Source organism: uncultured Desulfosarcina sp. (genome assembly GCF_963664155.2).
Taxonomy (GTDB): Bacteria; Desulfobacterota; Desulfobacteria; order Desulfobacterales; family Desulfosarcinaceae; genus Desulfosarcina.
In genome coordinates, this window is sequence record NZ_CAXXXH010000001.1 from 162232 (window position 1) to 175924 (window position 13693).

The 13693-nt window shown below is 55.1% G+C and carries 15 protein-coding genes; 4 read left to right on the plus strand and 11 right to left on the minus strand.

Annotated features, from left to right (window positions below; all coding sequences use genetic code 11):
* Positions 1-13: 13 nt before the first annotated feature.
* From ACHZBS_RS00780 to tolQ, 11 genes are all read right to left on the minus strand, one after another.
* A complete protein-coding gene (locus tag ACHZBS_RS00780) occupies positions 14-358 on the minus strand; it encodes a polymer-forming cytoskeletal protein (RefSeq protein WP_319404634.1) in 345 nt (114 codons plus the stop codon).
* Between the two features lie 66 nt (positions 359-424).
* Positions 425-1615, minus strand: a complete 1191-nt coding sequence (locus ACHZBS_RS00785) for a hypothetical protein (RefSeq protein WP_319404635.1) — start codon at positions 1613-1615, stop codon at positions 425-427.
* 113 nt (positions 1616-1728) lie between these two features.
* Positions 1729-2769 (minus strand): Holliday junction branch migration DNA helicase RuvB, encoded by a 1041-nt coding sequence (gene ruvB, locus ACHZBS_RS00790; RefSeq protein WP_319404636.1) that lies wholly within the window; start codon positions 2767-2769, stop codon positions 1729-1731.
* Positions 2770-2835: 66 nt separating this feature from the next.
* Positions 2836-3453 (minus strand): Holliday junction branch migration protein RuvA, encoded by a 618-nt coding sequence (gene ruvA / locus ACHZBS_RS00795; protein ID WP_319404637.1) that lies wholly within the window; start codon positions 3451-3453, stop codon positions 2836-2838.
* Between the two features lie 81 nt (positions 3454-3534).
* A complete protein-coding gene (locus ACHZBS_RS00800) occupies positions 3535-4017 on the minus strand; it encodes a crossover junction endodeoxyribonuclease RuvC (protein WP_319404638.1) in 483 nt (160 codons plus the stop codon).
* 93 nt (positions 4018-4110) lie between these two features.
* Positions 4111-5007, minus strand: coding sequence for a tol-pal system protein YbgF (gene ybgF / locus ACHZBS_RS00805; protein WP_319404639.1), 897 nt, complete (start codon positions 5005-5007; stop codon positions 4111-4113).
* 252 nt (positions 5008-5259) lie between these two features.
* The gene (gene pal, locus ACHZBS_RS00810; protein WP_319404640.1) at positions 5260-5859 is read right to left on the minus strand and encodes a peptidoglycan-associated lipoprotein Pal; all 600 of its coding nucleotides are present in this window, start codon (positions 5857-5859) and stop codon (positions 5260-5262) included.
* Positions 5860-5890: 31 nt separating this feature from the next.
* Positions 5891-7213: a Tol-Pal system beta propeller repeat protein TolB gene (tolB, locus tag ACHZBS_RS00815; RefSeq protein WP_319404641.1), complete on the minus strand. Its 1323-nt coding sequence runs from the start codon at positions 7211-7213 to the stop codon at positions 5891-5893.
* A 74-nt stretch (positions 7214-7287) separates the two neighbouring features.
* A complete protein-coding gene (locus ACHZBS_RS00820; RefSeq protein ID WP_319404642.1) occupies positions 7288-8193 on the minus strand; it encodes a TonB C-terminal domain-containing protein in 906 nt (301 codons plus the stop codon).
* Complete coding sequence (tolR, locus tag ACHZBS_RS00825; RefSeq protein WP_319404643.1) at positions 8193-8633, minus strand: protein TolR; 441 nt, start codon at positions 8631-8633, stop codon at positions 8193-8195. The genes ACHZBS_RS00820 and tolR overlap by 1 nt, the downstream gene beginning before the upstream one ends.
* Before the next feature lie 11 nt (positions 8634-8644).
* Positions 8645-9358 carry a protein TolQ gene (gene tolQ / locus ACHZBS_RS00830; protein ID WP_319404644.1) on the minus strand — a complete coding sequence of 238 codons (714 nt, stop codon included), beginning with the start codon at positions 9356-9358 and terminating at the stop codon, positions 8645-8647.
* A 294-nt stretch (positions 9359-9652) separates the two neighbouring features.
* Between tolQ and ACHZBS_RS00835 the strand changes: the two genes are divergently transcribed.
* The 4 genes from ACHZBS_RS00835 to ACHZBS_RS00850 all read left to right on the plus strand — a co-directional run bounded on the left by ACHZBS_RS00835 (position 9653) and on the right by ACHZBS_RS00850 (position 13681).
* A complete protein-coding gene (locus ACHZBS_RS00835) occupies positions 9653-10222 on the plus strand; it encodes an HD domain-containing protein (protein ID WP_319404645.1) in 570 nt (189 codons plus the stop codon).
* Between the two features lie 52 nt (positions 10223-10274).
* Positions 10275-10916, plus strand: a complete 642-nt coding sequence (locus ACHZBS_RS00840) for a succinate dehydrogenase cytochrome b subunit (RefSeq protein ID WP_319404646.1) — start codon at positions 10275-10277, stop codon at positions 10914-10916.
* Between the two features lie 90 nt (positions 10917-11006).
* Positions 11007-12920, plus strand: coding sequence for a fumarate reductase/succinate dehydrogenase flavoprotein subunit (locus tag ACHZBS_RS00845; RefSeq protein WP_319404647.1), 1914 nt, complete (start codon positions 11007-11009; stop codon positions 12918-12920).
* A gap of 8 nt (positions 12921-12928) precedes the next feature.
* A complete protein-coding gene (locus tag ACHZBS_RS00850; RefSeq protein ID WP_394708029.1) occupies positions 12929-13681 on the plus strand; it encodes a succinate dehydrogenase/fumarate reductase iron-sulfur subunit in 753 nt (250 codons plus the stop codon).
* The last annotated feature ends 12 nt before the right edge of the window (positions 13682-13693 follow it).

Sequence of the window (13693 nt, forward strand, 5' to 3'; positions counted from 1 at the left end):
CAGACAGACCCAATTACTTTTTTCCCTGAACCGGCCCTTTGCAAGTCACCCGTGCATCCAGCCGGCCTCCGGCCTCTACGACCAGGTCCCCGCAAAAAATCTCACCGGTGCATTTTCCCGTGGCAAGAATCACCAACTGCCCCGATGTTTCCACACGGCCTTCAAAGCTGCCGCCGACGGTCATGGTTTCAGCTTTGGTATCTGCCGCGATGTGACCCTCTTCGCTGATGACTACGCTTTCGCCGGTAAGGGTCCCTTTGACCGACCCCTTGACCACCAGATTGCCCCTGCCCACCAGGGAGCCGTCTACGGTCATGCCCTTGTCGATGATGGAAAACTTATTGCCATTATCCTTCACATCCGCTCTCCTGATAACTGGGTCGCTTGCATGTTAAACGGGTCTGAAAAATCACGCTTTCCCAGTTTAAAACCGGGAACGGGCGTCTTCTCTCTTGACCGGTTCAACGCCTTCGGTCAGCGATGGATCATCCCCCGGTACTCCTGCCGGAACCGGCGGCGACGCGGCCCCGGTATCGCTTTCCGGGGGAGGTACCATCGGCAGATTTCCAACCCACTTACCTGAATCCTCATCAGGCGCCTGTTGCTTGACCGGCATAATGGATGGCGGCGATGCCTCCGGTACCGCCGGAGCAATGGTTGCCTTGGACGCGTTGGCAGGTTGGGCCGCGGGGGTGAGAACCGGTTCCGGGGCCGGCTTGGGAACAGGAAGGTCGATGGGGAAATCTTTTTCCAGAGTTTTTTTCCCGTCGGTATCAAACACATAAACGGTGGCAGTTTTGAAGGACGACGGGTCCGTCTGTCCCATGGCCTTTATCTCCATGTCTCTAAATCGGGAGATTTTGAATGCCTGCCCCCGCTCCCCGTCAGGCTTACCGTTCAGGAGGGTAACCCCCGGCATGGCCAGCCATGTCCCGGGTGCCATCTGGTCGTTTTTAAGCACCACCACACACCGGCCCGCAACCGGCGAAGACCGGGGGCCGGTATTTTTTACGCGGAATCGTGCCAGGAGGATCTTTTTTCCAGCGTCGTGTTTGATTTCCAGGTCCTCAATGGCAACTGCCGGTTGCTCAGGTTCTGCGGTTGCTTCAGCCGGGGCTGCTTTAGGGAGGGCCTCCTCGGCTGCACTGTCCGTCGGTGTGGCTGCCGAAGGGATGGATGGCTGAATTTCGGCCGTCGGACTGGCCGGGGCTACAGATCCCCTTTCTTTTTGGCCGTCATCGACTTTTGGTGCGGTAGCCGGTTTGGCATCAACTGTTTTCACTGGTGTTTGTTGGGCAATCCGCTCCTGTCGCCGCGGTATCTGCAAGCCGGCTTTTTCCATGCGTGCTTCGGCCAACACCAGTTCTGCAGTTATCAATTCATGTTCGCTTTTGTAGTGGACCACCTGCCGGTTGGCATCCGCGAGCTGCGCCAGTGTCCGCCGATGCCTGACTTTTTCCGCAGTCAGCTGCCAACCCAGACCGGCGCATGCCAGACCCAGAACCACCATCAGTATCGCCAGCGTCACGGCGATTCCCTTGATTCTCTTGAAAGGTATGATTCGCCCGTCGTCAGCCACCAGTAAAAGCTGCCAGCGCTTTTCGGGTTTTGCCATGGGTCAGGCTTTCCTCACGTGTCCTATGGCACGGTGTGTGCCGTTTCTTGTTTATGGTTCAGGTCAAACGATCCCGAACTTTCTCCTTTTTTCCAGCGTCCAGAATCCTTGAATTAAAAGAGTTTCTGTTGGACGGGCACGCCCAAATGGCGGTAGGCCGCATCTGAGGTCCGTCGACCCGATGAGGTACGTATCACCATTCCGATCTTCAACAGGTAAGGCTCCACCACATCCACCAAGGTATCGGTCTCTTCCTGAAGGGTCGCGGAGATGGCTTCGATACCCACGGGTCCACCGCCGTAATAATCGATGATGGTTTTCAGGTAGCGGTGGTCCAGCCGGGTGAGTCCTCGACTATCCACCCCCTCCAGCGTCAAAGCCGCTTCCACGGTGGGTTTGGAAATGGCACCGTCGCCGCGGACCTGGGCATAATCCCTAACCCGCTTGAGCAGCCGGTTGACGATTCGCGGCGTGCCCCGGGAGCGTTTGGCCAGTTCCAGAGCACCGGGCTCGTCGATGGCCACATCCAGCAGGGCTGCCGACCGGGTAGTGATGCGCACCAGGTCATCGAGCCCGTAAAAATCGAGACTTCGGAAAATACCGAAGCGATCCCGCAACGGTGCGGAGAGCAGACCGACCCGCGTGGTGGCCCCAACCAGCGTAAAGCATTTCAACCGGTAGCGGTGACTGCGGGCGTGAATGCCCTTGTCGAAGACAAAGTCAACGGCAAAGTCTTCCATGGCCGGGTAGAGAAATTCTTCCACCGTCTTGGGCGTCCGGTGAATTTCATCCACAAAGAGTACGTCCCCTTCTCCTAAATGGGTGAGAATCCCGATCAGGTCTCCCCCCTTTTCCAGAGCCGGCCCCGATGTCACGGTCAGCGTCCCGCCCATTTCATTGGCAATGATGTGGGCCAGGGTGGTCTTTCCCAGGCCGGGCGGACCATGAAACAGAACGTGCTCCAGGGGTTCAGCCCTGAGCTTGGCCGCTTCAATGGCGATCTTCAGGGTCTCTACCACCTCGGCTTGACCCACGTATTCATGCAGACGTTCGGGACGCAGGGATAAAATATCCGGATCCCTGTCATCCGCCTGAAGGGCGCCATCGACAACGGCGGTGTCATCTGAATGGTGCGTTAGGATTCGATCGGGCATCAATGGGTCCGTGGTTTGGTGTCAATCATCGTCCATCAACCATTTTAATTGAGCGGGCCCGGCTGTTTATCGCCGCTGCCCCCGGTAGATTTCATCAAACAACAGCTCCGCCGTGGTAATGGCGTTGTTTCGCTTCATGGCATCAGCAACCAACTGCCGGGCATCAGTAGTTTTATAGCCCAGCTGCGACACCAGCACATCCATCACCATTTGGATGAAATCCTCATCCGCCAGAACGGGAACGCCGTCCTTTTCATGTCTTATCAGGGCGAATTTGTTCATCTTGCCCTGCAGCGAGGCAACGATTTTATGGGCCGTGCGATCACCGATCCCGCTCAGCTGCTTCAGCGTCTTGACATCACCGCTTTCGATGGCATGGGCGATATCCCCCACCGAGATGTTCAATGCCTTGACGGCCTTCAGCGGACCGATGGCCTCCACAGAAATAAAGTACTGAAAAAATTCCTTTTCCGCCTCCAGGTTGAATCCGATAAGCACCGGTTTGGGTTGTCTTTCAGTCTGGTAGTAATAAATATACAGGGAAACCTCGTCACCGACGGCCTTTTTGGACAGGGTTTCCATCACCACCACCGGGACAAGAACTTCGTATCCCACCTGGTTCACCAGGAGTAGAATCCGGTCCTTATCCTTTTTCATCAATCGGCCTTCAAGGTATCCGATCATCTCTTCTCAACTCGACGAGGTTGCATCACGGACGGCCATGGACATTCGGTGATCCCTTTCGATGCAACCTTCGCCCGGCCATTATATCGGGTAATGGCGGAACAGGCCAATCAAAGCCAACCCCAATGCATCCGATGCATGAAAGGGACGGATAGGCATCGGGGCGCAAAGGGTGCTTCGCACCGACCGTTCCAACTGCAACTTTGAGGCCTTTCCGTTGCCGGTAAGAATCTGCTTGGCCTGCCGCACCGGCACTTCAATCAAGGGCACACCGGACTGGGTGCCTGCCAGCAACACAACACCGCATACCTTACCTAAAACGATACCCGACTTGGGATATTTTTCAAGGGAAAAGACGTCCTCCAGCACCATGAGGTCCGGTTTCTCATCTGCAAGCACCCGGCTGATCTTCGTATAGATATGCTCCAGTCGGCAGGCCGTGGGCTCCTCCTTGGATGTGGAGATAGTGCCGTAGGCATAGCCGTGAACCTTCAGGCCGATACCGCGGACAATGCCGATCCCGGTATCAGCCAGGCCGGGATCAATGCCGATCACTTTGATCATGGTCGATTATCGCATCCTGCAATGGGCCGGCATGCACCTCCCGGACAGCTAATAATCTCATGAAAGATCAGATGTCCGCCGGCGAAATAAGGATCAGAGGGATTCCAATTTCTGCTTGGCGATGCTGGCTTCATTGGTGCCCGGATGCTTGGCGACCAATTCTTTTAGAACCAGGCGGGCGTTGTTGGTTTCTCCGATATTCAAAAAGGATAACCCTTGCTTCAGCAACGCAGCGGGCACCTTGTTGCCGGAAGGGTATTTCTCTATCACTTTCTGGTATTCAAGAATGGCTTTCTCATACCACTTTTCCCGGTAATAGGTTTCACCAATCCAGAACTGGGAGTTGTCCGCCTCCTGGGACTTGGGAAATTCGGTAATCAGCTGTTCAAAGCCTTTCCGGGCCGCTTCAAGGTTCCCATCGTCGAATGCTCGCTTTGCCTCAAGGTAAAGGGCCTGGTCCGATGCCGGCGTGGCAGCGACAGCTGAGGAGACGGGTGGTTTTGCCACTTTTTGCGCCTGGGCGGCCTCTAGGTTCAGGTATTGGTCGATAATATCGATGCGCTTCTGGACGGCGGCTGTATCGGCTGCCAGCCGGTCCATTCGCTCCCGGTTCTTCAACTGATTGTCTTCAAACCCCTCGAGTTTCTGCTTAAGCAGATATTCCATCTCTTCGAGCCGGCCGGAAAGCATCTGGGACGATTCCTGAACAGCCTGTACCTGGGCAACCAACCCGGCATACTGCCCACGGAGTTCTATTTCATCATCCCGACGGGTCTGGTCCAGTCCTTCGACCCGGCTGGATATCTTCTCTTTGGCCTGGAGCAAATCCTGGTTGAGTTTTTCAAGTTCGCGATTCTGCTTTTCCAGGTCAAGATTTCGCCGCTCCAGAGCGGAAAGGCGGTGGTCCAGTGTGTAGACATCCTCCTGAAGCGCGCAACCGCAGAGCAAAACTGCCGCGACAAGGCCAATCCATACGGTTTTGTTTTGCATAGTCACCTTCCCATGGTATCGCCGGGCCACGCAAGACCCGCTAAAAGGACGGTGGATGATGCCGTCCCATATAGAATATGCAGCAACGGCTGACTTCCTGGCCGATTGCTGCATATTCGGTGAGTTACATATGGATTTGATTACGTTGCCGCTCCCGTTATCCGTTTCGGTAAACCGAAACGGAACCGGCACATTTTTCCAGTGGGAAGTCGGCAGGATGACGTGGAACGCCAACGGCACATATTTGGAGAATTACTCCAGTGCAAAGGCGTCGCGGCGGTTTTTCGCCCACGCTTCTTCGTTGTGTCCCAAGTCAAGGGGCTTCTCCTCGCCATAGCTGATGGTGGTCAACCGCGCACCGGAAATCCCCAGATTCACGAGAAACGCTTTGGCGCTTTCGGCACGGCGTTCACCCAGCGCCAAGTTGTAGGCGTTGGTACCCCTTTCATCGCAATGTCCTTCGATGACAACTTTGGCATCGGGAAAGTCCCTCAACCACATGGCCTTTTGCTTCAGCAGTTCCTGGGCCTGGGAATCCAAAATGGCGCTGTCGAAAGCGAAATGGACATTTTCGCTGAGGAAACGGTTCTTGGACATCATCATGTCCCGTTGCATGGCTTCAGCCTTAAGCTTCTCTGCGCGTTCGGCAGCCAAACGCTCCTCTTCCAGTTGTTTCTGGCGTTCCATCGCTTTCTGCTTTTCCAGTTCCGCCTGACGGGCAGCATCATCGGTAGCCGACGTATCCGTCGTGGACGGTTCTGTCATAACGGCCTTTTTGGCACATGAAACGGTAAACAACATGGCGGGAATAACAAATAACATGGCTAGAATGATCCACTTTCTTTTCATCATCTACTCCTCCTTTTTCGGGTACACGTACGATTCATGGGTTTAAGATATTCGGAGACCACTTTGGGTTGGACTGCTCACCGGGCAAGGTGAGCAGACGTCTCTGGTCGGTTCCGTAAGCGGTCATCACGTAAAGCCTGCTTTTACCCTCCCGCGTCGAGCTGAAGGCAATAAGGCTGCCGTCAGGCGCCCATGTCGGCGCCTCATTGCTGCCTTGATTCTCCGTGAGCTGAAGGGGCTCGCCACCTTCGGGGTTGATGGTAAAGATATCGATGACGCCATTGTTCATGGCAGAGTAAGCTATTCTGTCTCCTTTGGGAGACCAGTTGGGCTGGGTGTTGTAGCGCCCTTCAAAGGTCAGCCGCTGAACCCGGTTAGAAACGGTGTCGTAAATGTAAAGCTGGGGATTGCCCGATCGATTGGATACAAACACCATGCGTTTGCCATCCGGAGACCACGACGGTTCAACGTCAATCCCCATGCTGCTTGTCAATCTTTTAATCATTTTCCCATTTCCGGTCAACAGATAAATTTCCTGATCACCGGAAAAGGAAAGGCTGGCTGCCAGTTCAAACTTACCGGGAACCCATGCCGGAGCGGCCTGCAGGCCAGGCTTGTCGATTCTTGCAGTCCGGTTTTCCCTCACATTCTGAATACGGATCCGCGGCGATTTGTCCGCATAGGTGGTATACGCAATCCATCGTCCATCCGAAGACCAGTCGGGAAAAAGCGAGATACTGTTATGGTGAGTAAACTGGCTGATGTTGCTGCCGTCAAACTCGCACAGGAATATTTCCTTGTGGCCGGAACCGTTGGAAACAAAGGCAATTTTCGAATCGAAAAAACCGCGGCTCCCGGTAATGGCAAACAGCACTTCGCTGCAGAATCGTCGCGCCACCTGACGATCATCTTCAGGGCTGCCCCGATACCGTTTCCCCACCAGCATTTTTTCTTTTACCGTGTCAAACAGTCGAAGCTCGAATTCAGTATTTCCATCCCGGATCGCCACACCGCCGGTCACCAGAAGTTCGGCGCCGATGGCCGTCCAGTTGTGGTAACGAATACCGGATCCCGCAATATCCATTTTCTGCGGATCTTCAAGGAAGGCCGTCGGGTCGCTGAAGGTAAAATAGCCGGTAAAGTCCAAATAAAACTTCAACAGCTCCGATGCAGATTTGGCTGCCGCCATGGCTGACGGGCTCTGGGCATCAGCTTTAAATATCGGGACGGCAATGGGAGTTTTTCGAAGAAAGGGATTGGAAATATCAATATAGTTGTACTGCTCGGCGGCAACCGGCCAAGGCAGCAGCATACATAGTAGCAAAGGAATAACACACATCAATTGGCGTTGAATCATATGAATAGGGTATCCTTGGTTTTGGTTAACGGCCGTTAGAACCCGACAGGGAAAGACAGCTCGCGTGGCAACGGTTACCGGATGCCCTGGGGGGTGAACCGGATGGCCATGACCACATAGGGTTGAGCGAGCCCATCGGGGTGTCTGTCCACCGGATTGGATTTCACAATGGCCTTGTAGGCCGACTCGTCCAGATAAGTATTGCCGGAGCGGTCCGTAAAAAAAATATCCCGAATTTCGCCATCGGGCATCACCTTGAAAACGATAGCCGCCACCAGGGACTGGTCACCACCGGCCATTTGCTCGTTAAACGCCCAGTTTTTCTGGATCTGGTAAGCAATCTCGATGCGGTACAGATCGATCAACTCGGCCGTTTTCTTTCCGTTCTCATTGAACTTTCCAAGTTTTCCGCCTGCTTTCCCTGCTGACGGGTCAGCGCTTTTCCCGGATGGCGTCGACCGATTGGCCTCAGCCTTGCCCACCTCTTGCCGCAGCCTTTCCAATGCGGATTTCAAGGGTTCCGGCTCAGGCGCGTCCGCCTTCTCGTCCGTTTTGACATCCGCCTGTTTTTCCAGCTGTTCGATGGCGCGTTTAACCACCTGGGTGGATTTAAAGGTCTTTTTTTTCAGCGATGTCTTGGGTTTCGGCGGCGTCGTGTCCGCCACTGTGGCCGCTTTTTTAACCGGCGGAGTAATGCTCGGCTTTTTCACCACCTCGGGCTTTTCAATTTTGGGGGCCTTGTTTTCCACCGCAGGTTTTTCGGAGGCCTCCGTGGCGGGATTTTTTAAGGACACCATGCTGACATTGATCACGGACTGGGTTTGAAATTTTTCGGATCGCAGACTGGGGGTGATCACGAAAAGCAATAGAAAGACCACGTGACTGACCAATGAGAGGGCCACGGGATAAAACAACGGCGTCTGCCCATCGCCCCGGAGGTCCTGGCTGGAAGACACCGGAACGCGGATGTTTTTTTTCATCAGCCTTTTTTACCGGAGGATTTGCCGATGGTCCGATCGTCGAAGGGATCGGTCACCATACCCAGTTTTTCTACACCGGCAGCCTTGATTTCCGCCATCACACTGACAACAACGCCATAGGAGACGTCTTTATCCGCTCGAAAAAAAACCTCCCGATCCGTTTTTGCCGCAAGAATCTTTTCCAGCTTGTCTTTTAGGAAATCCATCCGCACCTGAAAATCGTTGATATAAATGTTGGCATCCCGGTCGATGGTCACGGTGAGATTTTCCTTTTCGGTCACCATGGGTGTTGCGCTCACCTCGGGAAGCGCCACGTCGACCCCTTGAACCATCATGGGTGCCGTCACCATGAATATAATAAGCAGTACCAGCATGACGTCTACAAAGGGGGTCACGTTGATGTCCGACATGAGCCGGTCACTGCCGCTGCCGATTGCCATATCGCCTCCTGTTATCGTAGAATATCCCGGTCGAGGATATTGAGAAAATCAGCCGAAAAACTGTGCAATTCCGTTTCAATCACACGAATCTTCTGCATGAAATGGTTGAACGCGATGACGGCGGGAATGGCTACTGCCAGACCGGCAGCCGTGGCCACCAGGGCTTCTGAAATACCCGGTGCCACCACGGCAAGACTGGCCGATCCTCGCTGCCCAATGCCATGAAAGGAGTTCATGATTCCCCACACCGTGCCGAACAACCCGATAAACGGGGTTGTGTTGCCGGTGGTGGCCAGAAACGGAACCATCTGATTGATGCGGGTCATTTCTGTGTTGATGGCCCGCCGAAGCGCCCGCTTCACGTTGTCTGTGCCAGAAAACCCATGACGCAGGGAGGGGCTGCTCTCATCGGGAATGAGGTCGTCGCCGGGTTTGCCGCTGGGGTTGAGTTTGCGCAGTTCGGCATAGCCGATTCTGAAGATGCGGGCCACCGGGCTGCCGCTCAACTGCTTGGCCTTGGTAAAGGCTCCGGCCAGATCCCGGCTTTTCCAGAAATAATCGATGAAAATATCCGATTCCTTAAACGCCTTGCGGATATACCGGATCTTGATAATGATAATTGACCAGGACATCACGGAAAAGAAAAGCAGCAACAGCAGGACAAATTTCACCATCAGGCTGGCGTTGCTGATGATGTGAATATAATCCATCTGGGTAGGCACCATATCCGTCTCTCCACTGTATAATGAATAAAGCGTGCGAGGGGTTTGCGCTGCCGGTGCGTCCACGGGTAACCGGTACGGTATAATCGTCGATGTGCGCAACCCCTTGAAAAAGGTTTCGTATAACTATACAAGCCACCAGATCGTGTCAAGCAGTTTGACGTTTGAAGTGCCGCGGTTCAAGGCTTTGCGGCAAGCGGTCAGGCCGCTGCCGCGCGATGCATGCAATTGAACCTCCGATGCGGAACGGGCTGCTATCCAGTGACCACAAAAATCAATACACACAAGGGAGAGAGGATGGATCGAATCGCCGAATTCTTGTTTGAAACCATGCTGTTAAAACGGGTCCGCCGCACCGGTTATCAGTTCCTCGGACCGGGAAAAGAATCCGTCGCCGAACACACCTTCGGCGTCATGTGCATCGCCTGGACCCTGGCCCGGCTGACACCGGAAGCGGATGAGGGCCGTTTGCTGGCCATGTGTCTGGTTCACGATCTCCCCGAAGCCAGGATGGGCGACCTGAATTATGTTCAGAAAAAATATGTAACGGCCGATGAAAAAATGGCTGTGGCCCACATGACCCGCGGCCTCCCTTTCGGACCGGACATTCAGGTACTGCTTGACGAGTTTAATGCCCGCGAAAGCGTGGAAGCCCAGCTGGCCCATGACGCGGATCAACTGGCCTTCCTGCTGGATCTGAAATCCCTGTCGGACATGGGTTATGCCGCCCCCGATAAATGGGCCGACCATGTAAAAAACCGACTTCAGACGGCTGCCGGCATCAAACTATCGGAAAGCATAGCGAAAACCGAATGGGATTCATGGTGGTTAAAATTATTTATTGACAGCGATGGGAAAGAAAAATAGTTTAGATCCCTTATTCAAAAATTCTGGCAATCACTTCAAACGGGAGGCAAAGATGAACTGGATTACCGGCACACTGGGGTCATCCATCGGGAAAAAACTGATGATGGCCATCACGGGGTTTAGTTTTTGCGGTTTTCTGGCAGCCCATCTGGCAGGAAACCTTACCATCTATGGGGGCAAGGATGCCTTCAACGGCTACGCCGCCCATCTTCACGCGCTGGGGCCGTTGCTGACGGTGGCTGAACTGGGCCTGCTGACCTTCGCCCTGGTTCATGTGATCACCGGTCTGGCCCTGTTTCTTGGGAATCTCAAAGCCCGGCCGGTGCGTTATGCGGTAAACAAATCCGCCGGCGGCCGAACGGTCGGATCCGCCACCATGCCTTACACCGGTGTCGTTTTATTGGCCTTCATTATTTTCCACCTGATGAATTTTCACTTCGTGGATAAAACGAACACCACCATATTTAACATCGTTGCCAACGCCTTTTCCAATACCGGCTATGTGCTGGTCTACATTGTGGCCATGGTGGCCGCCGCCATCCATGTGAGCCACGGATTCTGGAGCGCCTTTCAGACTGTCGGCGCCAACCATCCCAAGTACATGCCCCTGTTTCGTACGGTGAGCATCGCCTTTGCCGTGGTGGTGGGCATTGGGTTCGGCTTTCTGCCCATTTACATTTTCCTGCTGGCCTGATGGGCCAATTGGCACGACGCCCAAGCTTCGGCCGCCTTTAAAACACATTACGGGGTTGCCCACCCCCAACCTGTCCAGAAAGGAAATACCATGGCACTTGACGCGAAAATACCCGGAGGACCGATTGCCGAGAAATGGGACCGGCACCGTTTTGAACTGAAGCTGGTCAATCCGGCCAACAAACGTAAATTCAACGTCATCGTTGTCGGCACCGGCCTCGCCGGCGGCTCTGCGTCGGCCACCCTGGCCGAGCTGGGTTACAACGTGAAGTCCTTCTGCATTCAGGATAGTCCACGGCGGGCGCACAGCATCGCGGCCCAGGGCGGCATCAACGCCGCCAAAAACTATCCCAACGACGGCGACAGCATCTGGCGGCTGTTCTACGATACGGTCAAAGGAGGCGATTTTCGAGCCAGGGAGGCCAACGTCTACCGTCTGGCCCAGGTGAGCAACGACATCATCGACCAGTGCGTGGCCCAGGGCATCCCCTTTGCCCGGGATTACGGAGGCCTGCTGGACAACCGATCCTTCGGCGGCGCCCAGGTGTCACGAACCTTCTATGCGCGGGGGCAGACCGGCCAGCAGCTGCTGCTGGGTGCCTACAGCGCCCTGATGCGCCAGGTGGGTGCCGGTAAAGTTGAAATGTTCCCCCGGCGCGAGATGCTGGATGTGGTGCTGGTAGACGGTCACGCCAAGGGCATCGTCGTTCGTAACATGATCAACGGGCAGGTGGAGCGCCATGCCGCCGACGCCGTGGTTCTTTGCACCGGCGGCTACGGGAATGTGTTCTTCCTCTCCACCAACGCCATGGCCTCCAACGTTACCGCCGCGTTCAGGGCCTATAAAAAAGGTGCCTTTTTCGCCAATCCCTGCTTCACTCAGATCCACCCCACTTGCATCCCGGTGCATGGCACCTTCCAGAGCAAACTGACCCTCATGAGCGAAAGCCTGCGCAACGACGGACGGGTGTGGGTGCCTAAAAAGCCTGGCGACACCCGCAAACCGGATCAGATTCCCGAGTCGGAGCGGGACTACTATCTGGAAAACAAATACCCCAGTTTCGGCAACCTGGTCCCCCGGGATGTCGCTTCCCGCAACGCCAAGGAGCAGTGTGACATGGGCAAGGGCGTCGGCGAAACCGGCCAGGCCGTCTATCTCGATTTTGCCGATGCCCTCAGCCGCGACGGCAGGGATGTCATCGCCAAAAAATACGGCAACCTGTTTCAAATGTACGAAAAGATCACGGCGGACGACCCGTACGAAACACCTATGATGATCTACCCGGCCATTCACTACACCATGGGCGGTCTATGGGTGGATTACAACCTGATGAGCACCGTCCCCGGGCTCTTTGTCCTCGGCGAAGCCAACTTTTCCGACCACGGCGCCAACCGGCTGGGGGCCAGCGCGCTGATGCAGGGCCTGGCGGACGGCTATTTCGTGTTGCCCTACACCATCGGCGGCTACCTGGCCGGCACCGCCAAGGCGGACGTCACCACCGGCCATAAGGCCTTCGATGAATCGGAAAAGGAGGTCACCGGCCGCATCGATCGGCTAATGTCCATCAACGGTAAACGGACGGTGGACGATTTTCACAAAACCCTGGGACGCATCATGTGGGAATACTGCGGTATGGCCAGAAACAACGAAGGTCTCGCAATGGCCCGCGGGATGATCCAGGAACTTCGCGCCGAATTCTGGGAAAATGTCCGGGTGCCCGGGACTGCGGCCGACTTCAACCAAAGCCTGGAGCGTGCCGGACGGGTGGCCGATTTTCTCGAATTCGGTGAATTGATGATCATTGATGCGCTGGCGCGTCAGGAGTCGTGCGGCGGACATTTCAATGAAAAATTCGAAACCGAGGAGCACGAGGCCCTCAGAGATGATGACAATTTCTGTCATGCGGCGGCATGGGAACATACGGGGGACGGTCAGGAACCTGTACTTCACAAAGAACCCCTGGTATTTGAAAACGTCAAACTTACGCAAAGGAGCTACAAGTGACAAAGACGATTAATTTGACACTGAAAGTGTGGCGCCAGAAGGGATCCAAAGACAAGGGACGATTCGATACCTATCATGCCGAGAACATATCCACCGACATGTCCTTTCTGGAAATGCTGGATGTGGTCAACGACCAGTTGACGATCGACGGCAAGGAACCCATTGCCTTCGATCATGATTGCCGGGAAGGCATCTGCGGCATGTGCGGTTGTGTAGTGAACGGACGGGCCCATGGCGCGGAAAAGGGAACGACCCTGTGCCAGCTGCACATGCGCCATTTTAATAATGGCGACACCATCGCCATCGAGCCCTTCCGGGCCAGGGCCTTTAAGGTGATCAAGGATCTCGCCGTGGACCGCAGCGCCCTGGACAAGATCATCCAGGCCGGCGGTTATGTTTCGGTCAACACCGGCGGCGCCCAGGATGCCAATGCCATCCTGGTTCCCCAGGAGGTGGCCGATCTGGCCATGGATGCGGCCCAGTGCATCGGCTGCGGTGCCTGTGTGGCATCTTGCCCCAATGCCTCGGCCATGCTCTTTACCAGCGCCAAAATCTCGCAGCTGGCACTGCTGCCCCAGGGAAAACCCGAGGCGGCCAAACGGGCGCGCAACATGGTCCGGACCATGGATGAGCTGGGTTTTGGCAACTGCACCAACGAAAGGGAATGCGAAGCCGAATGCCCCAAAGAGATCTCCATCACCAATATCGCCCGGCTGAACCGTGAATATTTCAAAGCCGGGTTCTTCTCCAGATCGATGTAGCCAGCGTCGAAT

Coding starts and splice junctions, on each gene's coding strand:
- ACHZBS_RS00840 (WP_319404646.1), top strand. CDS start 10,275: ATGAACTGGATTACCGGCACACTGGGGTCATCCATCGGGAAAAAACTG.
- ybgF (WP_319404639.1), bottom strand. CDS start 5,007: ATGCAAAACAAAACCGTATGGATTGGCCTTGTCGCGGCAGTTTTGCTC.
- tolR (WP_319404643.1), bottom strand. CDS start 8,633: ATGGCAATCGGCAGCGGCAGTGACCGGCTCATGTCGGACATCAACGTG.
- tolB (WP_319404641.1), bottom strand. CDS start 7,213: ATGATTCAACGCCAATTGATGTGTGTTATTCCTTTGCTACTATGTATG.
- ACHZBS_RS00785 (WP_319404635.1), bottom strand. CDS start 1,615: ATGGCAAAACCCGAAAAGCGCTGGCAGCTTTTACTGGTGGCTGACGAC.
- ACHZBS_RS00835 (WP_319404645.1), top strand. CDS start 9,653: ATGGATCGAATCGCCGAATTCTTGTTTGAAACCATGCTGTTAAAACGG.
- ACHZBS_RS00800 (WP_319404638.1), bottom strand. CDS start 4,017: ATGATCAAAGTGATCGGCATTGATCCCGGCCTGGCTGATACCGGGATC.
- ACHZBS_RS00845 (WP_319404647.1), top strand. CDS start 11,007: ATGGCACTTGACGCGAAAATACCCGGAGGACCGATTGCCGAGAAATGG.
- ruvA (WP_319404637.1), bottom strand. CDS start 3,453: ATGATCGGATACCTTGAAGGCCGATTGATGAAAAAGGATAAGGACCGG.
- pal (WP_319404640.1), bottom strand. CDS start 5,859: ATGATGAAAAGAAAGTGGATCATTCTAGCCATGTTATTTGTTATTCCC.
- tolQ (WP_319404644.1), bottom strand. CDS start 9,358: ATGGTGCCTACCCAGATGGATTATATTCACATCATCAGCAACGCCAGC.
- ACHZBS_RS00820 (WP_319404642.1), bottom strand. CDS start 8,193: ATGAAAAAAAACATCCGCGTTCCGGTGTCTTCCAGCCAGGACCTCCGG.
- ruvB (WP_319404636.1), bottom strand. CDS start 2,769: ATGCCCGATCGAATCCTAACGCACCATTCAGATGACACCGCCGTTGTC.